A 15,207-nucleotide genomic window follows, 5' to 3' on the forward strand; every position below is an offset into this window, starting at 1 on the left:
CGATGGAAGCGCTCCTGTCGACCGGGACCGAGCCGGTCTCGGTGGTCCACGCGATCCCGGGCAGGGTCCGCCTGCGGCTCCCCCGCCTCGGGAAGGACGCGGCCTTCGGCCCGCTGCTCGAGGCGGGGCTCACCGCCCTGCCGGGGGTCCTTTCCGTGCGTATCGCCGAGGGCACGTCGAGCGCCGTCGTCGAGCACGACCCGCGGCACGTCGACCTCGACGTCATCGTGCGCGCCGCCGCCTCGGCCTCCGCCGCGCCGGCCCCGCGGGGGGCGCTGCGCGCCGCGCGCGCCGCCCGGGAGGCGCGCCGCGCGGCCGCCCTCGCGAAGCGCCCGCTCTACCTGTCGAGCGTCGGCATGGTCCTCTCGCTCGGCGGCTTCGTCTCGCCGCTGCTCGCGTACCCGTTCATCGCCGCGACGTCCGCGCCCATCCTCAAGAGGGCGTGGCACTCGGTGGTGCGGGACCGCAAGCTCAACGTCGACCTGCTCGACAGCCTGGCGATCGCCTCGGCCGTGGCGACGGGAAACGCCATCAACGCGGCCGGCATCATCTGGCTGGTCACGCTCGGCGACCACATCCGCGATCGCACCCAGGCGCGCGCCCGGCGCGCGATCCGCGGCCTGCTCGAGTACCAGCGGGACCTCGCGTGGGTGGTCCGCGGCGACGCGAAGGTGCAGATCCCGGTGGCCGATCTCGTCGCCGGAGACCTCCTCGTCGTCTATACCGGATCGGTCATCCCGGTCGACGGGACGGTCACGGACGGCGAGGGGCTCGTCGATCAGCAGACGCTGACCGGCGAGTCGATGCCCGTGCTCAAGGGCCCCGGCGACCGCTGCTTCGCGGCGACCGTCATCAAGGACGGCAAGCTGTACATCCGCGCCGAGCGGGTCGGCGGTGACACGACCGCCGCGAGCACGGCGCGGCTCATCGAGAACGCGCCCGCCCTGGAGACGCGCGCGCAGAACTACGCGGAGCTCGTGGCGAACCGGCTCGTCCCGCCGGCCCTCGCCTGCTCGGCGGTCGTGCTCGCCGCGACGAGGGACCTCGGCCGCGTGTCCGCGATCCTGACGATCGACTTCGGCACCGGCCCGCGGGTCTCGGCCCCGACGACGGTGCTCGCCTCGATGAACGCGGCGGCGCGCCGCGGGATCCTCATCAAGGGCGGCGCCTACATCGAGAAGCTCGCGAAGGTGTCGACCGTGGTGTTCGACAAGACGGGCACGCTGACCTCCGGCATCCCCGAGGTGACGGACCTCCTCGTCCACGACGCCCTGCCCGAGCGCGAGGCGGCGACGCTCGCCGCGGCGGTGTCCGCGCGGCAGACCCACCCCGTGTCGCAGGCCGTGCTCCGGCTCGCCGAGGCGTGGTGTCTGACGATCCCGGACCGGGAGGAGTCCCGCTACCTCGTCGGCCGGGGCGTGCAGGCCAGGGTCTGCGGCAAGGTCGTGCAGCTCGGCAGCCCCCGCTTCCTCGACGAGCTCGGCGTCGCCTGCCGCGCCGAGCCCGGCGCGAGGAGGGCGCTCGAGGCGGCGGCGAAATCGCTCCTCTTCCTCGCCGTCGACGGCCGGCACGTCGCCACGCTCGCCTGCCGCGACGCCATCCGGGCCGAGAGCCGCGCGACGATCCGCAGCCTGCGCGCGCGCGGGATCGAGGACATCGTCATGCTGACGGGCGACAGCCGCGAGGTGGCCAGGCAGGTCGCGCTCGAGCTCGGCATCACCCGTTACTTCGCGGAGATGCTGCCCGAGGACAAGGCGGAGATCACGCGTCGGCTGACGCAGGAGGGCCGCACGGTCGCGGTCGTCGGGGACGGCATCAACGACTCCCCGGCGCTTTCGTACGCCGACATCGGCATCAGCGTGTCCGCGGGCGCGGAGATCGCCAGGGAGACGGCGGGCGTCGTCCTCGTGGAGGACGACCTGTCGAAGCTCATCGAGGCGATCGACGTCTCGCGCGCCGCGATGCGCCTCATCCACCAGAACTTCTCGATGATCCTCGGCGTGAACGCGGTCGCGTACGCGCTGTCGATTCCTGGGCTCCTCAACCCGGTCGCGGCGACGCTCATGAACAACGGCTCCGCGGTCCTCGCCTGCGTGAACGGACTCCGTCCGCTCATGGCCGCGCCGCGGAGGAAGGCCCGCGTCGGCGGCCGCTAGCGCGCTCGTGCGCGCCGCGCCGCAGCCCGGCACGCGCGCTGCACGAGGGGTGGAATGGTTGGAATGCAGAGCGAAACGCGCGTCGGATCGAGATCGTCCGCCGCAGGCTGGACGCGCGCGGCGCGCCGGACTGTGCAGTGGCTGCCCGGCGCGGTGCTCCTGGTGTCGATCGGCTGTGCAGCCGTGGCACGGGTGCCTGCATCGCCGCGCGTCACGGCGGGGAGCCCGGAGGAAGCCGGCCGGTACCTGATCCTCGTGGGCGGATGCAACGACTGCCATACGCCTGGCTGGGACAGATCGAGCGGCAGGCTCCCGACCTCGGAGTGGCTGACGGGCAGCGACGTCGGCTACCGAGGTCCGTGGGGGACGAGCTATGCGGCGAACCTCCGGATCTCCGCCCAGAACCTCAGCGAGGAGGCCTGGGTGCGGATGTTCCGCGAGGCCGCCGGCCGGCCGCCGATGCCATGGCTCAACTACGTGACCCTGCACGAGGGCGACCTCGTCGCGATGTACCGCTTCATCCGGAGCCTCGGGGAGAAGGGCGTCCCCGCGCCCCGCGCGGTGTCGCCGGGGGAGGAGCCCGCGACGCCGTACATCCTCATGATCCCGCAGCAGCCGAAGGGCAGGCCGTAGTCGTCGGTTCGCGCCGGTTCGCGCCGGCTCGCGTCAGGCGTGCAGGCCGCCGAGCGTCGCCGACGCCGCGTGGCTCGCCGCCGGCCGCTCGCAGGGCAGCTCCACCGTGAACCGCGCCCCCTCGTCCGGCCGGCTGACCACGCGCACCGCGCCGCCGAGCGCCTCGACGATGCTCTTCACGACGTGGAGCCCGAGCCCGAGCCCGCCGAAATGGCGGCTCGACACCGCGCGCTCGAACCTGTCGAACACATGCGGGAGCCGCCCCGTCGGGATCCCGATGCCCTCATCCTGCACAACGAGCTCCGCCGTGCCGTCCTTCCGCGCGACCGAGACGTCGATCGGCTTGCCGCCGCCGAACTTGAGGGCGTTGTCGAGCAGGTTCGAGACCACCTGCTCCAGCCTGCTCCTGTCCCACGACCCCACGACGGACGGCTCGGCGCGCACGCTCACGGGCGAGCCGGACTGCGCGATGCGCTCGGTGAGCCGCTCCACGACGTCGTCCACGACCTCCGCGAGATCGACCTGCTCGACGTGCAGCTCCAGCCGGCCGGTGTGGAGCTGCGACACGTCCAGCACGTCGTCGATGAGCCGGACGAGCCGGTGCACCTGCCGATCCATCCTTTGCAGGGCGCGCGCGACGCGCTCGTCGGACGCGTGGTCTCCCCGGCGGAGCAACGCCTGGAGGCCGAGGCGCAGGGAGGTGACGGGCGTCCTGAGCTCGTGCGACGCGACGCTGAGGAACTCGTCGCGGACGCGCACCGCGTGCTGCGCCTCGCGGTAGAGGCGGGCGTTCTCGAGGGCGATCGCGATCTGGTCGGAGAGCAGCTCCAGCACGTGGACGCGAGCGCGCGTGAAGGCGTACGTGGTGAGGTTGTTCTCGAGGTAGACCACCCCGAGCCGCGCCTCGTTCCGCTGGATGGGCAGGACCAGGACCGACCGCGAGCCGCCCTCGGCGAAGTGAGGATCGCGCTCGCGCTCCGGCTGGCTGTCCGCGTCGTCGAGCACGACGATCTCGCCCGCGCCGTGCGCGTGCTCGACGATCTGCCGGGGGACCTCGCATGACCGGGAGAGCGGCGTGCGCTCGATGGAGACCGGAGCGGCGACGGATCCCTGGGCCCGCACGAAGAGCTCCCCCTCTTCCTCGAGCACGAGCGCACCGCACTGCGCGCCGGCGGCCTCCAGGCAGACGCCCAGGAGCTTCTCGAGCAGCCGATCGAGCACGATCTCGCCGGAGAGGGTCTCCGCGGCCTTGAGCAGGCTGAGCGCGTCGAGGGCGACCGCCGGGAGCCGCTCCTCCGCGAGCTCGGGCTCGTCGCCGGACCCGCCGAGCCCGAACTCCTCCGCGAGCGCGCGGGCCTTCTCCGACGCCCCCCAGCAGGCGAACCCCTGGTGCGCGGCGCGCAGGTACATGGCCGCGATCCGGGCCCGCCCGAGCCCGTGGTAGAAGCGCCCAGCCAGCTCGTTGCCGAGCGCCGCGATGTGGAGGAACCCCCCGCGCGTCGCCGCCTCGATCGCCTCGTCGTACCGCGCGCCGGCGAGCTCGAACCTGCGCTCGACGCGGGCGATCTCCGCGTCGACGAGGAGGCGGCGCGGGAGGAAGTTCTCCGCGCAGCCCGACTCCCACCCTCGCAGGACGCGCTGCAGGTCCGTCGCGCGCGCGAGCAGCGCGGCCCTCTCCCGCTCGTCGGCCTCATCGCACCGCCACAGCAGCGTGAGCGCGGCGTACAGCGCGTACTGGCACTCCGGGATGTAGCCGCCGAGGAAGTGGATGGACGTGACCGCCGCGTCGGCGTGCGCGGTGGCCTGGGCCAGGTCCCGGAACAGGTACGAGGCCTGGAGCCGCAGGATGTGATACACGCACTTCGCCGGCGGCTCCCGCTGCATCGCTTCGAGGAAGACCCGCTCGTCGAACTCGGCGTCTTCGGGCACGTTCCGGCCCCTCGTCAGCCCCTTGAGGCACCGGATCATCTGCCGGTAGGAGACCTGGTAGAAGAGCGTCGACTTGTTGCCGGTCTGCTGGCTGAACGCGAACCCGTCGTTCAGGTCGACGAGCACGAGATCGAGCTCCACCCCTGCGGCGAACGAGTGCCCCACGAGCCCCGTGCGCGCGTAAGACGAGAAGCGGAGCTCGCCGGACGACAGGCCCAGGGCGACGATCTCGCGGAACGGCGCCCCGCCCGACGCGAGCGGCGCGATCCACGGGTAAACGAACTCGTTGACCATGTACCGGGCGATCGTCTCCTGGGCGCGATCCTCGAACCTCCGCGCGAGCTCCACGGCGAGCTGGCCGAAGCCCTGGGCGCTCGAGAGCTCGCCCTCCGCCGCCAGCAGCATCGCGTGCCCTGCGTAGGAGAGGATCGACTCGCTCGCGTTGCCGTGCTCCAGCGCGAAGCGGACGCCGAGGGAGGTGAGGAGCACGAGCTGCTTCCGGTCCGAGAACCAGGCGGGGACCACCATCTCGGCGAGGAGCCTCATGCGGGCCCGCTCTTCCGGGCTCGTCACGCGGGGGAGATCGACGAGCGACGCGGGCGAGCGCTCCGCGAGCTGGCCGGCGATGGCCCGCCGCTGCGCCGCGATCTCCGCATCGAGATCCGCCGCCGACAGCTCGGCCCCGAAGTGCGCGCGCAGCGCGTCGCGCCCCCAGCTGAGCGCCAGATCGTGCTCGCCGGTGATCGTCGCGCTCATGATCCGGAGCGCCTCCAGGTCGACCTTCTCCGGGATCGACGCCGCGTGGCGGAGCCCCTCCTCCACGAGCGCGCGGGCCGCCGCGTGCTGATCGGTCAGCGCGGCGCACTCCGCCGCGTCGCGGTGGAGGGAGAACCAGAGCTCGTAGCGCGAGCGGAAGGCGCCCTCCGGCAGCAGGCGGAGGCCGCTGCGGAAATACGCGAGCGCCGGGCCGAAGGCGGCGGCGCGGCGCGCCTTCACGCCGGCGCGGAGGTTGATCTGCGCGAGGTGGTCCCGCTGCTCCGCGTCGAGCAGCGCGGCGCCGAGGTTCAGCTGGTCCGCGGCGTCGAACAGCGCCGCGTCCGTCCCGTTGGTGCAGGTGGCCTCGAGGAAGCGGCCGATCTGCAGGTGCAGCTGCATCCGCAGCTGCTCCGGCCCGAGCTCGTAGGCCGTCTGCTGGACCCGGTCGTGGACGAACCGGATCGCGAGCCCCGCCTCGCGCTCGCACGTGCCGTCGGGCACGACGAGCCCCTCGCGGAGCGGCTGGACGAGCGCCCCGGTCGTCTCGTCGACGGATCGGCCGAGCACCGCCGCGATGAGCCTGAGCTCCGCGCGCCTGCCGATGCACGCGGCGACCTGCAGCAGCTCCTGCGCCGCCTGGGGCAGCCTGCGGACGGACTCCGACATCAGCTGGACCACGTTGTCGGTGACCCCGACCCGCTCGATCCGGCCGAGATCCCACGTCCATGTCGAGCGGATCGCGTCGAAGAGGAGCAGGCCTTTCTCCTGGAGGGACCGGAGGAGCTGGCGGATGAAGAACGGATTGCCCGCCGTCTTGGCGAGGAAGAGCTCTGCGAGAGGGCGCGCCCGCTCCGGCTCGCAGCGGAGCGCCTCTGCGAGCAGCGCGACGACCGGCTCGACGCCGAGCGGGCCGAGCGAGAGGTGCGTCATCGGGGGGACCTGCGCGCCGCGGATCTCCTCGATGGTCTGGTGGAGCGGGTGCGCGGCGCCGACTTCCCTCGACCGGTACGCGCCGAGCAGGAGCACGTGCTTGCTGCGCGGATCCGCGGCGAGGGCGCGGAGGACGCGGAGCGACGCGGCGTCCGTCCACTGCAGGTCGTCGAGGAAGATCGCGAGCGGCGGCCGCTGGGTGGCCACCGCGCGCACGAAGTCCTGGATCGCGAGCAGGAAGCAGTTCTCCGCGCGCATCGGATCCGCGGCCGGCGGCGCGGGCGCGTCCCCGAGGAGCTCGGTGAGCTCCGGGCAGAGCTCGCCGAGGGCGCGGCTCCGCTCGCTGACCGCCTCCCTGAGCTGCGCGCGGCTCTCCTCCGGCTCGGCGCGGAGCGCGGCCGCGAGGGTGCGGAGCGCCTCTGCCAGGGACGCATAGGGCACGTTCGCGGCGCGCAGGTCGAACTTGCCCTCGATGAACCGCCCGTCCCGCTCGGCGACGGCGGCCTGCAGCGCCTCGACGAGGGCGGTCTTCCCGACGCCTGCCTCCCCGGTCACCAAGACGAGCTCCGTCCCGCCGTTCGACACGCGGGCGAGCGCGCCGCCCAGCACGGCGAGCTCGCGCTCCCGGTCGATCAGGCGCTCGGGCAGCGGGAGGCGCCGCGCGAGGTCCATGCGGCCGAGCTCGAACGGCGCGATGCTGCCCGTGGCGCGCCATCGCCTCCGCGCCTCGTGGAGGTCCTGGGCGAGGCACTCGGCGCTCTGGTATCGCAGGTCCGGCATCTTCGCGAGGAGCCGCTGTACGAGCTCCGAGAGGGCCGCCGGGACACCGGGGCTCACGACGTGCGCGGGCACGGGGCTCCTCGCCATGTGGGCGTGCACGAGCGCGAGCGGATCGAGGTCCTTGAAGGGCGGCGCGCCGGTGAGCATGGCGTAGAAGGTCGCTCCCAGCGCGTACAGGTCCGATCGCGCGTCGATGAACCAGCAGGTGCGCCCGAGCTGCTCGGGGGACAGAAAGGGGAGCGCGTCGAGCTTCTCGAGCTCCACGGCTCGGGGCATGCTCGTCAGCTCGGCCGCGTCCGAGAAGTGGACCAGGGTGACCTGCCCGTCCTCGCCGAGGACGACGCGGCTCGGGGCGATCGCGCGATGGACGACGCCGCTCCCGTGAATGCGCGCGCACGTTTCGGCGAGCGCGATGGCGATATCGAAGAACGCGTCCAGCGCGAGCGGCCCTCGCGCGAGCCGGCGCTCGAGGTCCTCGGGACCTGCGTCCTCGAGGAGCAGCGACGGCGTGCCCTCCGGGCCGTCCAGCGCCAGCGGCCGCACGACCCCCGGCACGTCGAGACGGCGCAGGAAGGCGTGCTCGCGCAGAAGGAGGGCCGCCGCGCCCGGGGCTGGATGACGCCCCCGAACGGTTTTCTGCACCACCATTCTCCCGGCAAACCTCTGTCTGCGGAGCAGAAATCGGCTGCAGCGGTGGACGTCAGTCGCTTCCGCCCGAGTCATACGCGTTCCCCCTCGCGCGTTGCCGCGAGAATATAAAGCAGGATGTGTGCTGGTGCGAGCCGGGAAGTCCCGGGTCTCGTGATATGGGAGAGACGTCGGGTTGTGCGCTTCGCGCTATCGCGCGGCGCCATCACCTCCTCCTCTCGACGCGACGGCGCGCGCGCTGCGCGGCCTCCCCCTCGCCGCGAGGGCGCCCTCCAGCTGCCATTTGCCTGGCCGTCTGGCTGCGCGGGAAGGGGTGAATGGGGCGTGAAAGGGGCGGCACGGCGCTGGCCTCGAGCTCCGGCGACGACCGGCGACCGCCAATCCGGCGAGCGAAGGTGCTAGGATGAATCTGCGCATGTACGGGGGGCGGCCGGCTGCCCCCGCGCCGGTGCGCGCTGCGGGGAGCTTTGATGAACGCACCTGTCGTCGCAGGGGACGTGATCGCCGAGAAGTACCGGGTCGACCGGATCTTGGGCAGCGGCGAGCTGGGGACGGTGGCCTTCGCGAGCCACCTCGTGCTTCCTCAGCGGGTCGCGATCGAGCTCCTGCTCGCCGACGGCAGCCCGGAGCGCGTGGAGCGCTCGCTCCGGGAGGCGCGCGCGGCGGTGGCGCTCAAGGGGGATCACGTCGCGCGGGTGCTCGACGTCGGTCAGCTCGCCTCGGGTGTCCCGTACATCGTCACGGAGCACCTCGACGGACAGGACCTCTCCGAGCTGCTGCGCGGCCGCGGCCGGATCGAGCTCTCGGAGGCCATCGATTGGGTGCTGCAGGCCTGCGTGGCGGTGGCCGAGGCGCACGCCGCGGGGATCGTGCACCGCGACCTCGAGCCGGCGCGCCTGTTCCTCGCGACGACCCCCGGCGGCGCGACGCTCCTCAAGGTGCTCGGCTTCGGCGCGTCCAGGGAGCTGCCCTGCGCGAGCGACGGCGGCGCGCCGGCGCCGACGGGGGAGGAGCTCGGCGCGCCGCTCTACATGTCGCCGGAGCGGATGCGGTCGTCGGTCGCCGTCGACGCGCGCGCCGACGTCTGGTCGCTGGGCGCGATCCTGTACCGGCTCCTGACCGGGCGGCCGCCGTTCGAGGCGAGCTCGCTCGCCGATCTCGCGCCGCGCGTCGCGAGCGCGGCGCCGGTGCTCCCGAGCGCGCTGCGGTCCGACATTCCCCCCGGCGTCGACCGCGTGCTCCTCTGCTGCCTCGAGAAGGACCCAGCGCGGCGGCCCGCGAGCGTGGCCGAGCTGGCGATCGCGCTCGCCCCTCATGCGTCGGCGGAGGGCCAGGATCACGTGGAGCGGGCCGCGCGGCTCCTCGGCGCGACGCTCCCGTCGCGCCCCCGCGCCTCGCTCCCGACGATCGGGCTCGGGCTCAGCGCGAGGCCTCGCCCGCCCGAGAGCGCTGGACCGAGCTCGGAGGCGGCCCCGGAGACCTTGCGGCACGGCGCGCAGGACACGGGGCGCCACAGGGCGCGCATCGCGCTGATCGCCGCCGTCGCGTCGCTGCTCGCGATCCTCGGCGTGGCCGCGACGCAGCTCAGGTGAGCCGGCGCCGGCCGAGCCGCCGCGGGCGCAGGAGCACCGCCTCCGGCCCTCGCCGGAGAAGCGTCGTCGCCGCGAGCGCGGCAGGATGGGAGAAGCCGGAGAGCCGTCCTGTCTCTCACGGATGGGGCGCGGATCCTCGCGGCTGCGCCGAGAAACGTGACATCCGCGTAGACCGGCTGTCGTAGTATCCGCCGCATGCCGCATTCTCTCCCACATTCCGGGGGTGGTCTCGCTCCGCCCGCGCGCATCGGCAAGGTCGCGTTCCTCGGGTATGGCCGCTTCGGTGCGGCGCTCGGGTCGCTGCTCCGCGACGCGGGGATCTCGGTGCGCGCGTTCGACCCTTCTGCGGAGATCCGCGGCGCGGCGCGGGCCGCCTCGCTCCCGGAGCTCGTGGACGGCGCGGACCTCGTCATCGTCGCCGTCCCGGTGCCAGCGGCGCGCGAGGCCCTCCTGTCGCTGCGGCCGCACCTCGCGCCGGGGCAGATCGTGGCCGACGTGGGCAGCGTGAAGAGCGTGCCGGCGAGCGCCATGGCCGAGGTGCTCGGCGAGAGCCGGCCCTGGGTGGCGACGCACCCGCTGTTCGGTCCGGCGAGCCTCGCCCGCGGCGAGCGCCCGCTGCGCGTCGTCGTCTGCCCGAACCCTGCGCACCCGGACGCGGTGCGCCGCGTCGTCGCGCTGTTCGAGCGGATCGGCTGTCAGGTGCTGGAGCAGGCCCCGGAGGAGCACGACCGCGTGATGGCCTTCACGCACGCGCTCGCGTTCTTCATCGCGAAGGGCATGATGGACGCGGGCGTGCCCGCCGGCGCGCCCTACGCGCCGCCCTCGTTCCAGGGGATCGCTCACACGATCGAGACGGTGCGCGTGGACGCGGGGCACCTGTTCGCCGCGCTGCACCGCGAGAACCCCTTCGCGAGCGAGGCGCGCCGCCGCCTCATCGACGCGCTCGTCGCCGTCGATCGAAGCCTCGACGTGCCGACCAAGGACGCCGCGCCCGAGGACCTCGCCGCGCTCGCGATCCCCGATCTCGGCGCGCTCTCTCCCGAGCTCCGCGAGACGCGGGAGCTCATCGACGACCTGGATCTGGAGCTCGTCGGCCTGCTCGCGCGGAGGTCCGAGCTCGTCCAGCGCGCCGGGCGCGCCAAGGCCACGATCGGGGCGGCGGTCCGGGATCCGGTGCGCGAGGCGCGGCTGATGGAGTCGCGCCGCCGCTGCGCCCAGGAGCTCGGCCTCGACCCCGACGGCGTCGCCGAGGTCTTCGAGGTGATCCTCCGGCACTCGCGCTCGCTCCAGGAGCGGCGCTCCGCCGTCTAGCGCGCGGAGCGCGGCGCAGGCGGCGGACTCCTCACCATCGGAACACTCGGCGCTCCGAGTGCGTCGAGCGGGTATCGCCAGAGGGTCGGGAGAGCGTCGCCACATCGCCCTCCGCGTCGCTTGCGTCGGCTTTCTTCGTCATCTCTCCGATTCTCGCGCTCTCTATCGGCCTCTTCGAGGGATGGCGCTCGGTGGCGTTATGAATTCCTCTTTTCACGCTGGCGTGCTCCGGTGTAGGGTTTGCGTGCGGGAATCATGCAGCGGCGTCAGGCGCCTCCTTGTGGATACTGCAGGCGAGCCCTGGGTCGCAGGTAAGACAGCGCCTCGATTACGATACGGGCTCGTCGGCGCAGCGCATGGAGGGTCTGGAATGGATCTACGGAGCGGCCATGCCGGGGGGGCCAAGCGTTCCGGGGCTGAGCGTCGCCGGCGTGCGAGCCGCGCGCCGGCGCCCCAGCGCAGGGCCGCCTGCGGGAAGGCCGTCCGGCGCCTGGGCGGTCGCCCCGTCGGGCGGGCGGGCTCACCCTCCGCCGTGGGCGTGGGCTGCATCCCCGCGGCGACGTGGTTTCCACGAGCTTGCTCGCACGGGGCGCTGGAGCGGGCTGGAGCGGACGCGGCAGACTCCGCCCGAAAGCGGTGGACACAGCCCCATTCCTGAGGATGCTGCGAGGCTGGCCGCGGCGCTGACAAGGGAGCAGGGGGGCAAGGAGACGCGGGATGAGGGCAGAAGTAGGCAGAGTCAACATCCTGATCGTTGACGACAGGCCTGAGCAGCTCCTCTCCCTGGAGGCGGTCCTCGCGCCGCTCGGCGAGAACCTCGTCAAGGCGGCGTCCGGCCGGGAAGCGCTTCGCCATCTCCTTCAGGAGGAGTTCGCGGTCATCCTCCTCGACATCAAGATGCCTGAGATAGATGGGTTCGAGACGGCGACGCTCATCCGCAAGCGGAGGAGCACGCTGCACACGCCGATCATCTTCCTGACGGCGCACACCGAGCGCGTCTATGTCGAGCGCAGCTATTCGCTCGGAGCGGTCGATTACATCATGACCCCGTTCGCCCCCGAGGTCCTCCGCACCAAGGTGTCTGTCTTCGTCGATCTCTTCAAGAAGACACAGAAGATCAAGCTCCAGGCGGAGTCGCTGCGCGCGCACGCGGAGCAGCTCCAGCGGCTCAACCGCGCCGCGCTCAGGATCAACTCGGCCCTGTCGCTCGACGCCATGGTCGCGGCGATCACGGAGGCGGCCCGCGACGTCGGCGGCGCCCATCAGGCGATGACGCTCGTGAAGCTGGAGCGACCCGGTGAGCGGGCGCGGACCGCGGTGTCGCTCTCGGAGCGGTACACGACGTTCCAGAAGGAGGCGCCTCCGCCGATCGCCGGCAAGCTGTGCGCGCTCGTCTGCGCCAGGAACAGGCCTCTCCGTTTGACGCAGCGAGAGCTCTCGCTGCACCCGGAGTGGCTGGACAACGGCGGGCAGCGGCCGCCGCCGCGGGGGTACCTCGCGGTGCCCCTCACCGCGGCCGACGGCCAGAACATCGGGAGCATCCAGCTCTCGGATCGGCACGACGGCGAGTTCTCCGACGACGACGAGACCGTCCTCGTGCAGCTCGCGCAGCTCGCTTCCATCGCCATCCAGAACTGCGTGCACGCCGAGGCGCGCGAGGCGAACCGCCTGAAGGACGAGTTCCTCGCCACGCTCTCCCACGAGCTGCGCAGCCCGCTCAACGCGATCCTCGGCTGGACGCACCTCCTGCGGTCCGAGCCGTTCGATGAGCAGCGGGTGTCCCATGGGCTCGAGGTGATCGAGCGCAACGTGGCCGCGCAGACGAAGCTCATCGAGGATCTCCTCGACGTCTCGCGGGTCACGACGGGCAAGCTGAGCATCAGCGCCGCGCCGATGGCGCTCGCGCCCGTCGTGGAGACCGCCATCGACGCGATCCGCCCCGCCGCCGAGGCGAAGGGGCTCACGATCGACGTCTCGCTCGACCCCGGCATCGAGGTGAACGGCGACGCGGATCGGCTGCAGCAGGTCGTCTCGAACCTCACGTCCAACGCGCTCAAGTTCACGCGTCCCGGGGACCATATCCTCGTCTCCCTCCGGCGGGCCGGCGCGACGGCGGAGCTCACGGTGCGCGACACGGGGGAGGGCATCGCGCCGGATTTCCTCCCGCTCGTCTTCGAGCGCTTCCGCCAGGCCGACAGCACGAGCCGCAGGACGCACGCGGGCCTCGGCATCGGGCTGTCCCTTGTGCGCCATATCGTCGAGATCCACGGCGGCTCGGTCGTGGCCGACAGCCCTGGGTTGCACAAAGGATCGACGTTCGTGATCCGGCTCCCGCTCCTGGGGGTCGAGCCCAGCTCGCTCCCGACGCTGACGAGGGAGGGCCGGTCGCGCTCGCTCGTGTGCTCGGAGTCCGCGTCCAATCTCGGCGGGCTGCGCGTCCTGCTCGTCGAGGACGACGCGGACGCGAGGGAGCTCCTTCAGGAGGTGCTGTCCCAGCACCACGCCGAGGTGACGGCCGTGGCTTCGGCTCAAGAGGCGCTCGCGGCGTTCTGCGTGGCTCTCCCGCACGTGCTCGTGAGCGATATCGCCATGCCGGGCGAGGACGGCTATGAGCTCATCCGCGCCATCCGGCGGCGCCCGCCGCAAGCCGGCGGCGATCTGCCCGCGCTGGCCCTGACGGCCTATGCTCGCAAGGAGGACCAGAAGCGCGCGCTCGACGCCGGCTTCCACATGCACGCCACGAAGCCGATCGAGCCCGCCGCCCTCGTGGCCGCCGTGGCCAGCCTCGCGGCCCGGGCCCGCGCCGGCGACCTCCCCTGCGCCCGGGACCGAGGATCGAGCGAGGAGATCAACCCGTGAGGATCGCGCGGAGACGAGGGTCCTCGGGCGCTCCATAGCGGGGTGATCGCCGCCGGTCGCTCGGCGGGCGAGGCGCCGTGCGGTGAGTGAGCGCCGGTGAGCTTCCTTGACCGGGGGCGCCTTCGCGTTATCTATCGCTCGCACATTCCACCTGAGCTCGCCCGCTCTCGCGGCCCGGCCCGTGAGCGATATCGGGTCTCTCCCCAGCGGCCTGCGCTCATGAGCAGGGACGAGGACCAAGGCCCGACGGGCATTGGGCCTGGGACTTGCAACTCATGAAGCGAACGTGTCCTCATGGCCAGACCGGGAGCCGACCCCCATCGGGGGCCAGACGTGTCGCGTCCGCGCTGCAGTCGGGCTCTGTTCGCCTGTTGCGCGGCGACGGAGCCGCTCCTCCAGGTCGCTCACGCGAGCAGGCTTTGGCTCATGGGGCCCTCACCTCTGGAGGTCAATCCGCTATGGCGGAGGTGCTGTCAGGCACCGTCGTTCTTCACGCGCCACGTTCGCCCGCGCCCGCGTAGGCGAATGTGCTTGACCGGTGGGCGTTCGCAGGGGGGCACCCACATGCAACGATGATGCAGTGAGACAAAAAGCTTGCGTAATCCAGTATGGTGGCCTATCGTCCACCATAACGGAATCACCACGGAGTTGACACAGGGCCATCGCACGCGGCGTGCTCATAGCGCCTCTGGGGCGCACGTTTTGCGCGATTTGCGTAGATTGAGTCGCTTGGCGGTGTGGAGCGGTGATCGGCGCGGGATTCTACCGAGTCATTCTTTGGGGGGGACAACCCAACGGAGAGAACGAACCATGAACGCTTCGAAGAGCATCTTTGCAAGCGCGCTGCTGCTAGGCGCGACCATGATGATGATCGGCGCCGGATGCGGCGATGACGAGGGGACCACCACCTCCTCCTCCTCCACGACGACGAGCTCGGCGACGACTGGCAGTGGCGGCGCGGGCGGCACCGGCGGCGCGGGCGGCACCGGCGGCGCGGGTGAGGGCGGCGCGGGCGGCGCGGGCGAGGGCGGCGCAGGTGGCGCCGGCGGCGCGGGCGAGGGTGGCGCCGGCGGCGCTGGCGGCAGTGGCGGCGCGGGTGAGGGCGGCGCGGGCGGCGCCTGAGACGAGCGCGTCGATAGCGCCCATCCCTCGCCGAGCCCGCGGTTAGGCGGGCGGGGGATAGGCTGTTGGAGCGCCACTCATCACCTCCCGTCCCCATGCGCCTTCGCGGCTGCATGGCTCGGTCTGGCTTTGTTCGGCGCTCTATCGTGATGCGCAGATTCGTGCGATGCTGGCTCAGCCGCCAGGCCGGCGCGCGAGGCGTACGAACGTGCGCTGAAGCGAGCCGAACGACGCGGATGAGCCCGTAGCGCACGGAGATACGCCCCGATCTGGGCTCGGGAATCACGGGTGGGCTCGAAGACGGAAGATGCTTTGTGTCTTCCCTCCGTCCCGTGGTGTCCCGAGCATTTTGATTTCAGAACATGTGCCCGTCGCGCCGGCCTCGAGAGGCTATGTGCTGGGCGGCGTCTGCGCTGCTGCCGCGCGCTCTACCGCGCTGCCGCGTGCCTTTCGCGCTGCCGCGTGCCTTGTTCGCACGACTGCGCTCCGCT

The 15,207-nt window shown here is 72.3% G+C and carries 7 protein-coding genes; 6 read left to right on the forward strand and 1 reads right to left on the reverse strand.

The window, feature by feature from the left end; genetic code table 11:
- Positions 1–2: 2 nt before the first annotated feature.
- Together WMF14_RS07170 and WMF14_RS07175 are read left to right on the forward strand one after the other, a co-directional pair.
- Complete coding sequence (locus tag WMF14_RS07170) at positions 3–2,156, forward strand: heavy metal translocating P-type ATPase (RefSeq protein ID WP_272100936.1); 2,154 nt, start codon at positions 3–5, stop codon at positions 2,154–2,156.
- A 63-nt stretch (positions 2,157–2,219) separates the two neighbouring features.
- Positions 2,220–2,789 carry a cytochrome C gene (locus tag WMF14_RS07175; protein WP_437799487.1) on the forward strand — a complete coding sequence of 190 codons (570 nt, stop codon included), beginning with the start codon at positions 2,220–2,222 and terminating at the stop codon, positions 2,787–2,789.
- 33 nt (positions 2,790–2,822) lie between these two features.
- Here the strand turns inward: WMF14_RS07175 and WMF14_RS07180 are convergent, their stop codons facing one another.
- Positions 2,823–7,907 carry an AAA family ATPase gene (locus tag WMF14_RS07180; RefSeq protein WP_437799489.1) on the reverse strand — a complete coding sequence of 1,695 codons (5,085 nt, stop codon included), beginning with the start codon at positions 7,905–7,907 and terminating at the stop codon, positions 2,823–2,825.
- Positions 7,908–8,302: 395 nt separating this feature from the next.
- Between WMF14_RS07180 and WMF14_RS07185 the strand changes: the two genes are divergently transcribed.
- From WMF14_RS07185 to WMF14_RS07200, 4 genes are all read left to right on the forward strand, one after another.
- The gene (locus WMF14_RS07185) at positions 8,303–9,424 is read left to right on the forward strand and encodes a serine/threonine-protein kinase (protein ID WP_272100939.1); all 1,122 of its coding nucleotides are present in this window, start codon (positions 8,303–8,305) and stop codon (positions 9,422–9,424) included.
- Positions 9,425–9,619: 195 nt separating this feature from the next.
- Positions 9,620–10,735: a prephenate dehydrogenase/arogenate dehydrogenase family protein gene (locus WMF14_RS07190; protein WP_437799491.1), complete on the forward strand. Its 1,116-nt coding sequence runs from the start codon at positions 9,620–9,622 to the stop codon at positions 10,733–10,735.
- Positions 10,736–11,452: 717 nt separating this feature from the next.
- Positions 11,453–13,594, forward strand: coding sequence for a response regulator (locus tag WMF14_RS07195; RefSeq protein ID WP_437799493.1), 2,142 nt, complete (start codon positions 11,453–11,455; stop codon positions 13,592–13,594).
- 810 nt (positions 13,595–14,404) lie between these two features.
- Positions 14,405–14,716, forward strand: a complete 312-nt coding sequence (locus WMF14_RS07200) for a hypothetical protein (RefSeq protein WP_437799495.1) — start codon at positions 14,405–14,407, stop codon at positions 14,714–14,716.
- The last annotated feature ends 491 nt before the right edge of the window (positions 14,717–15,207 follow it).

The organism is Sorangium sp. So ce693 (genome assembly GCF_051521375.1).
GTDB classification, from domain to species: domain Bacteria; phylum Myxococcota_A; class Polyangia; order Polyangiales; family Polyangiaceae; genus Sorangium; species Sorangium atrum.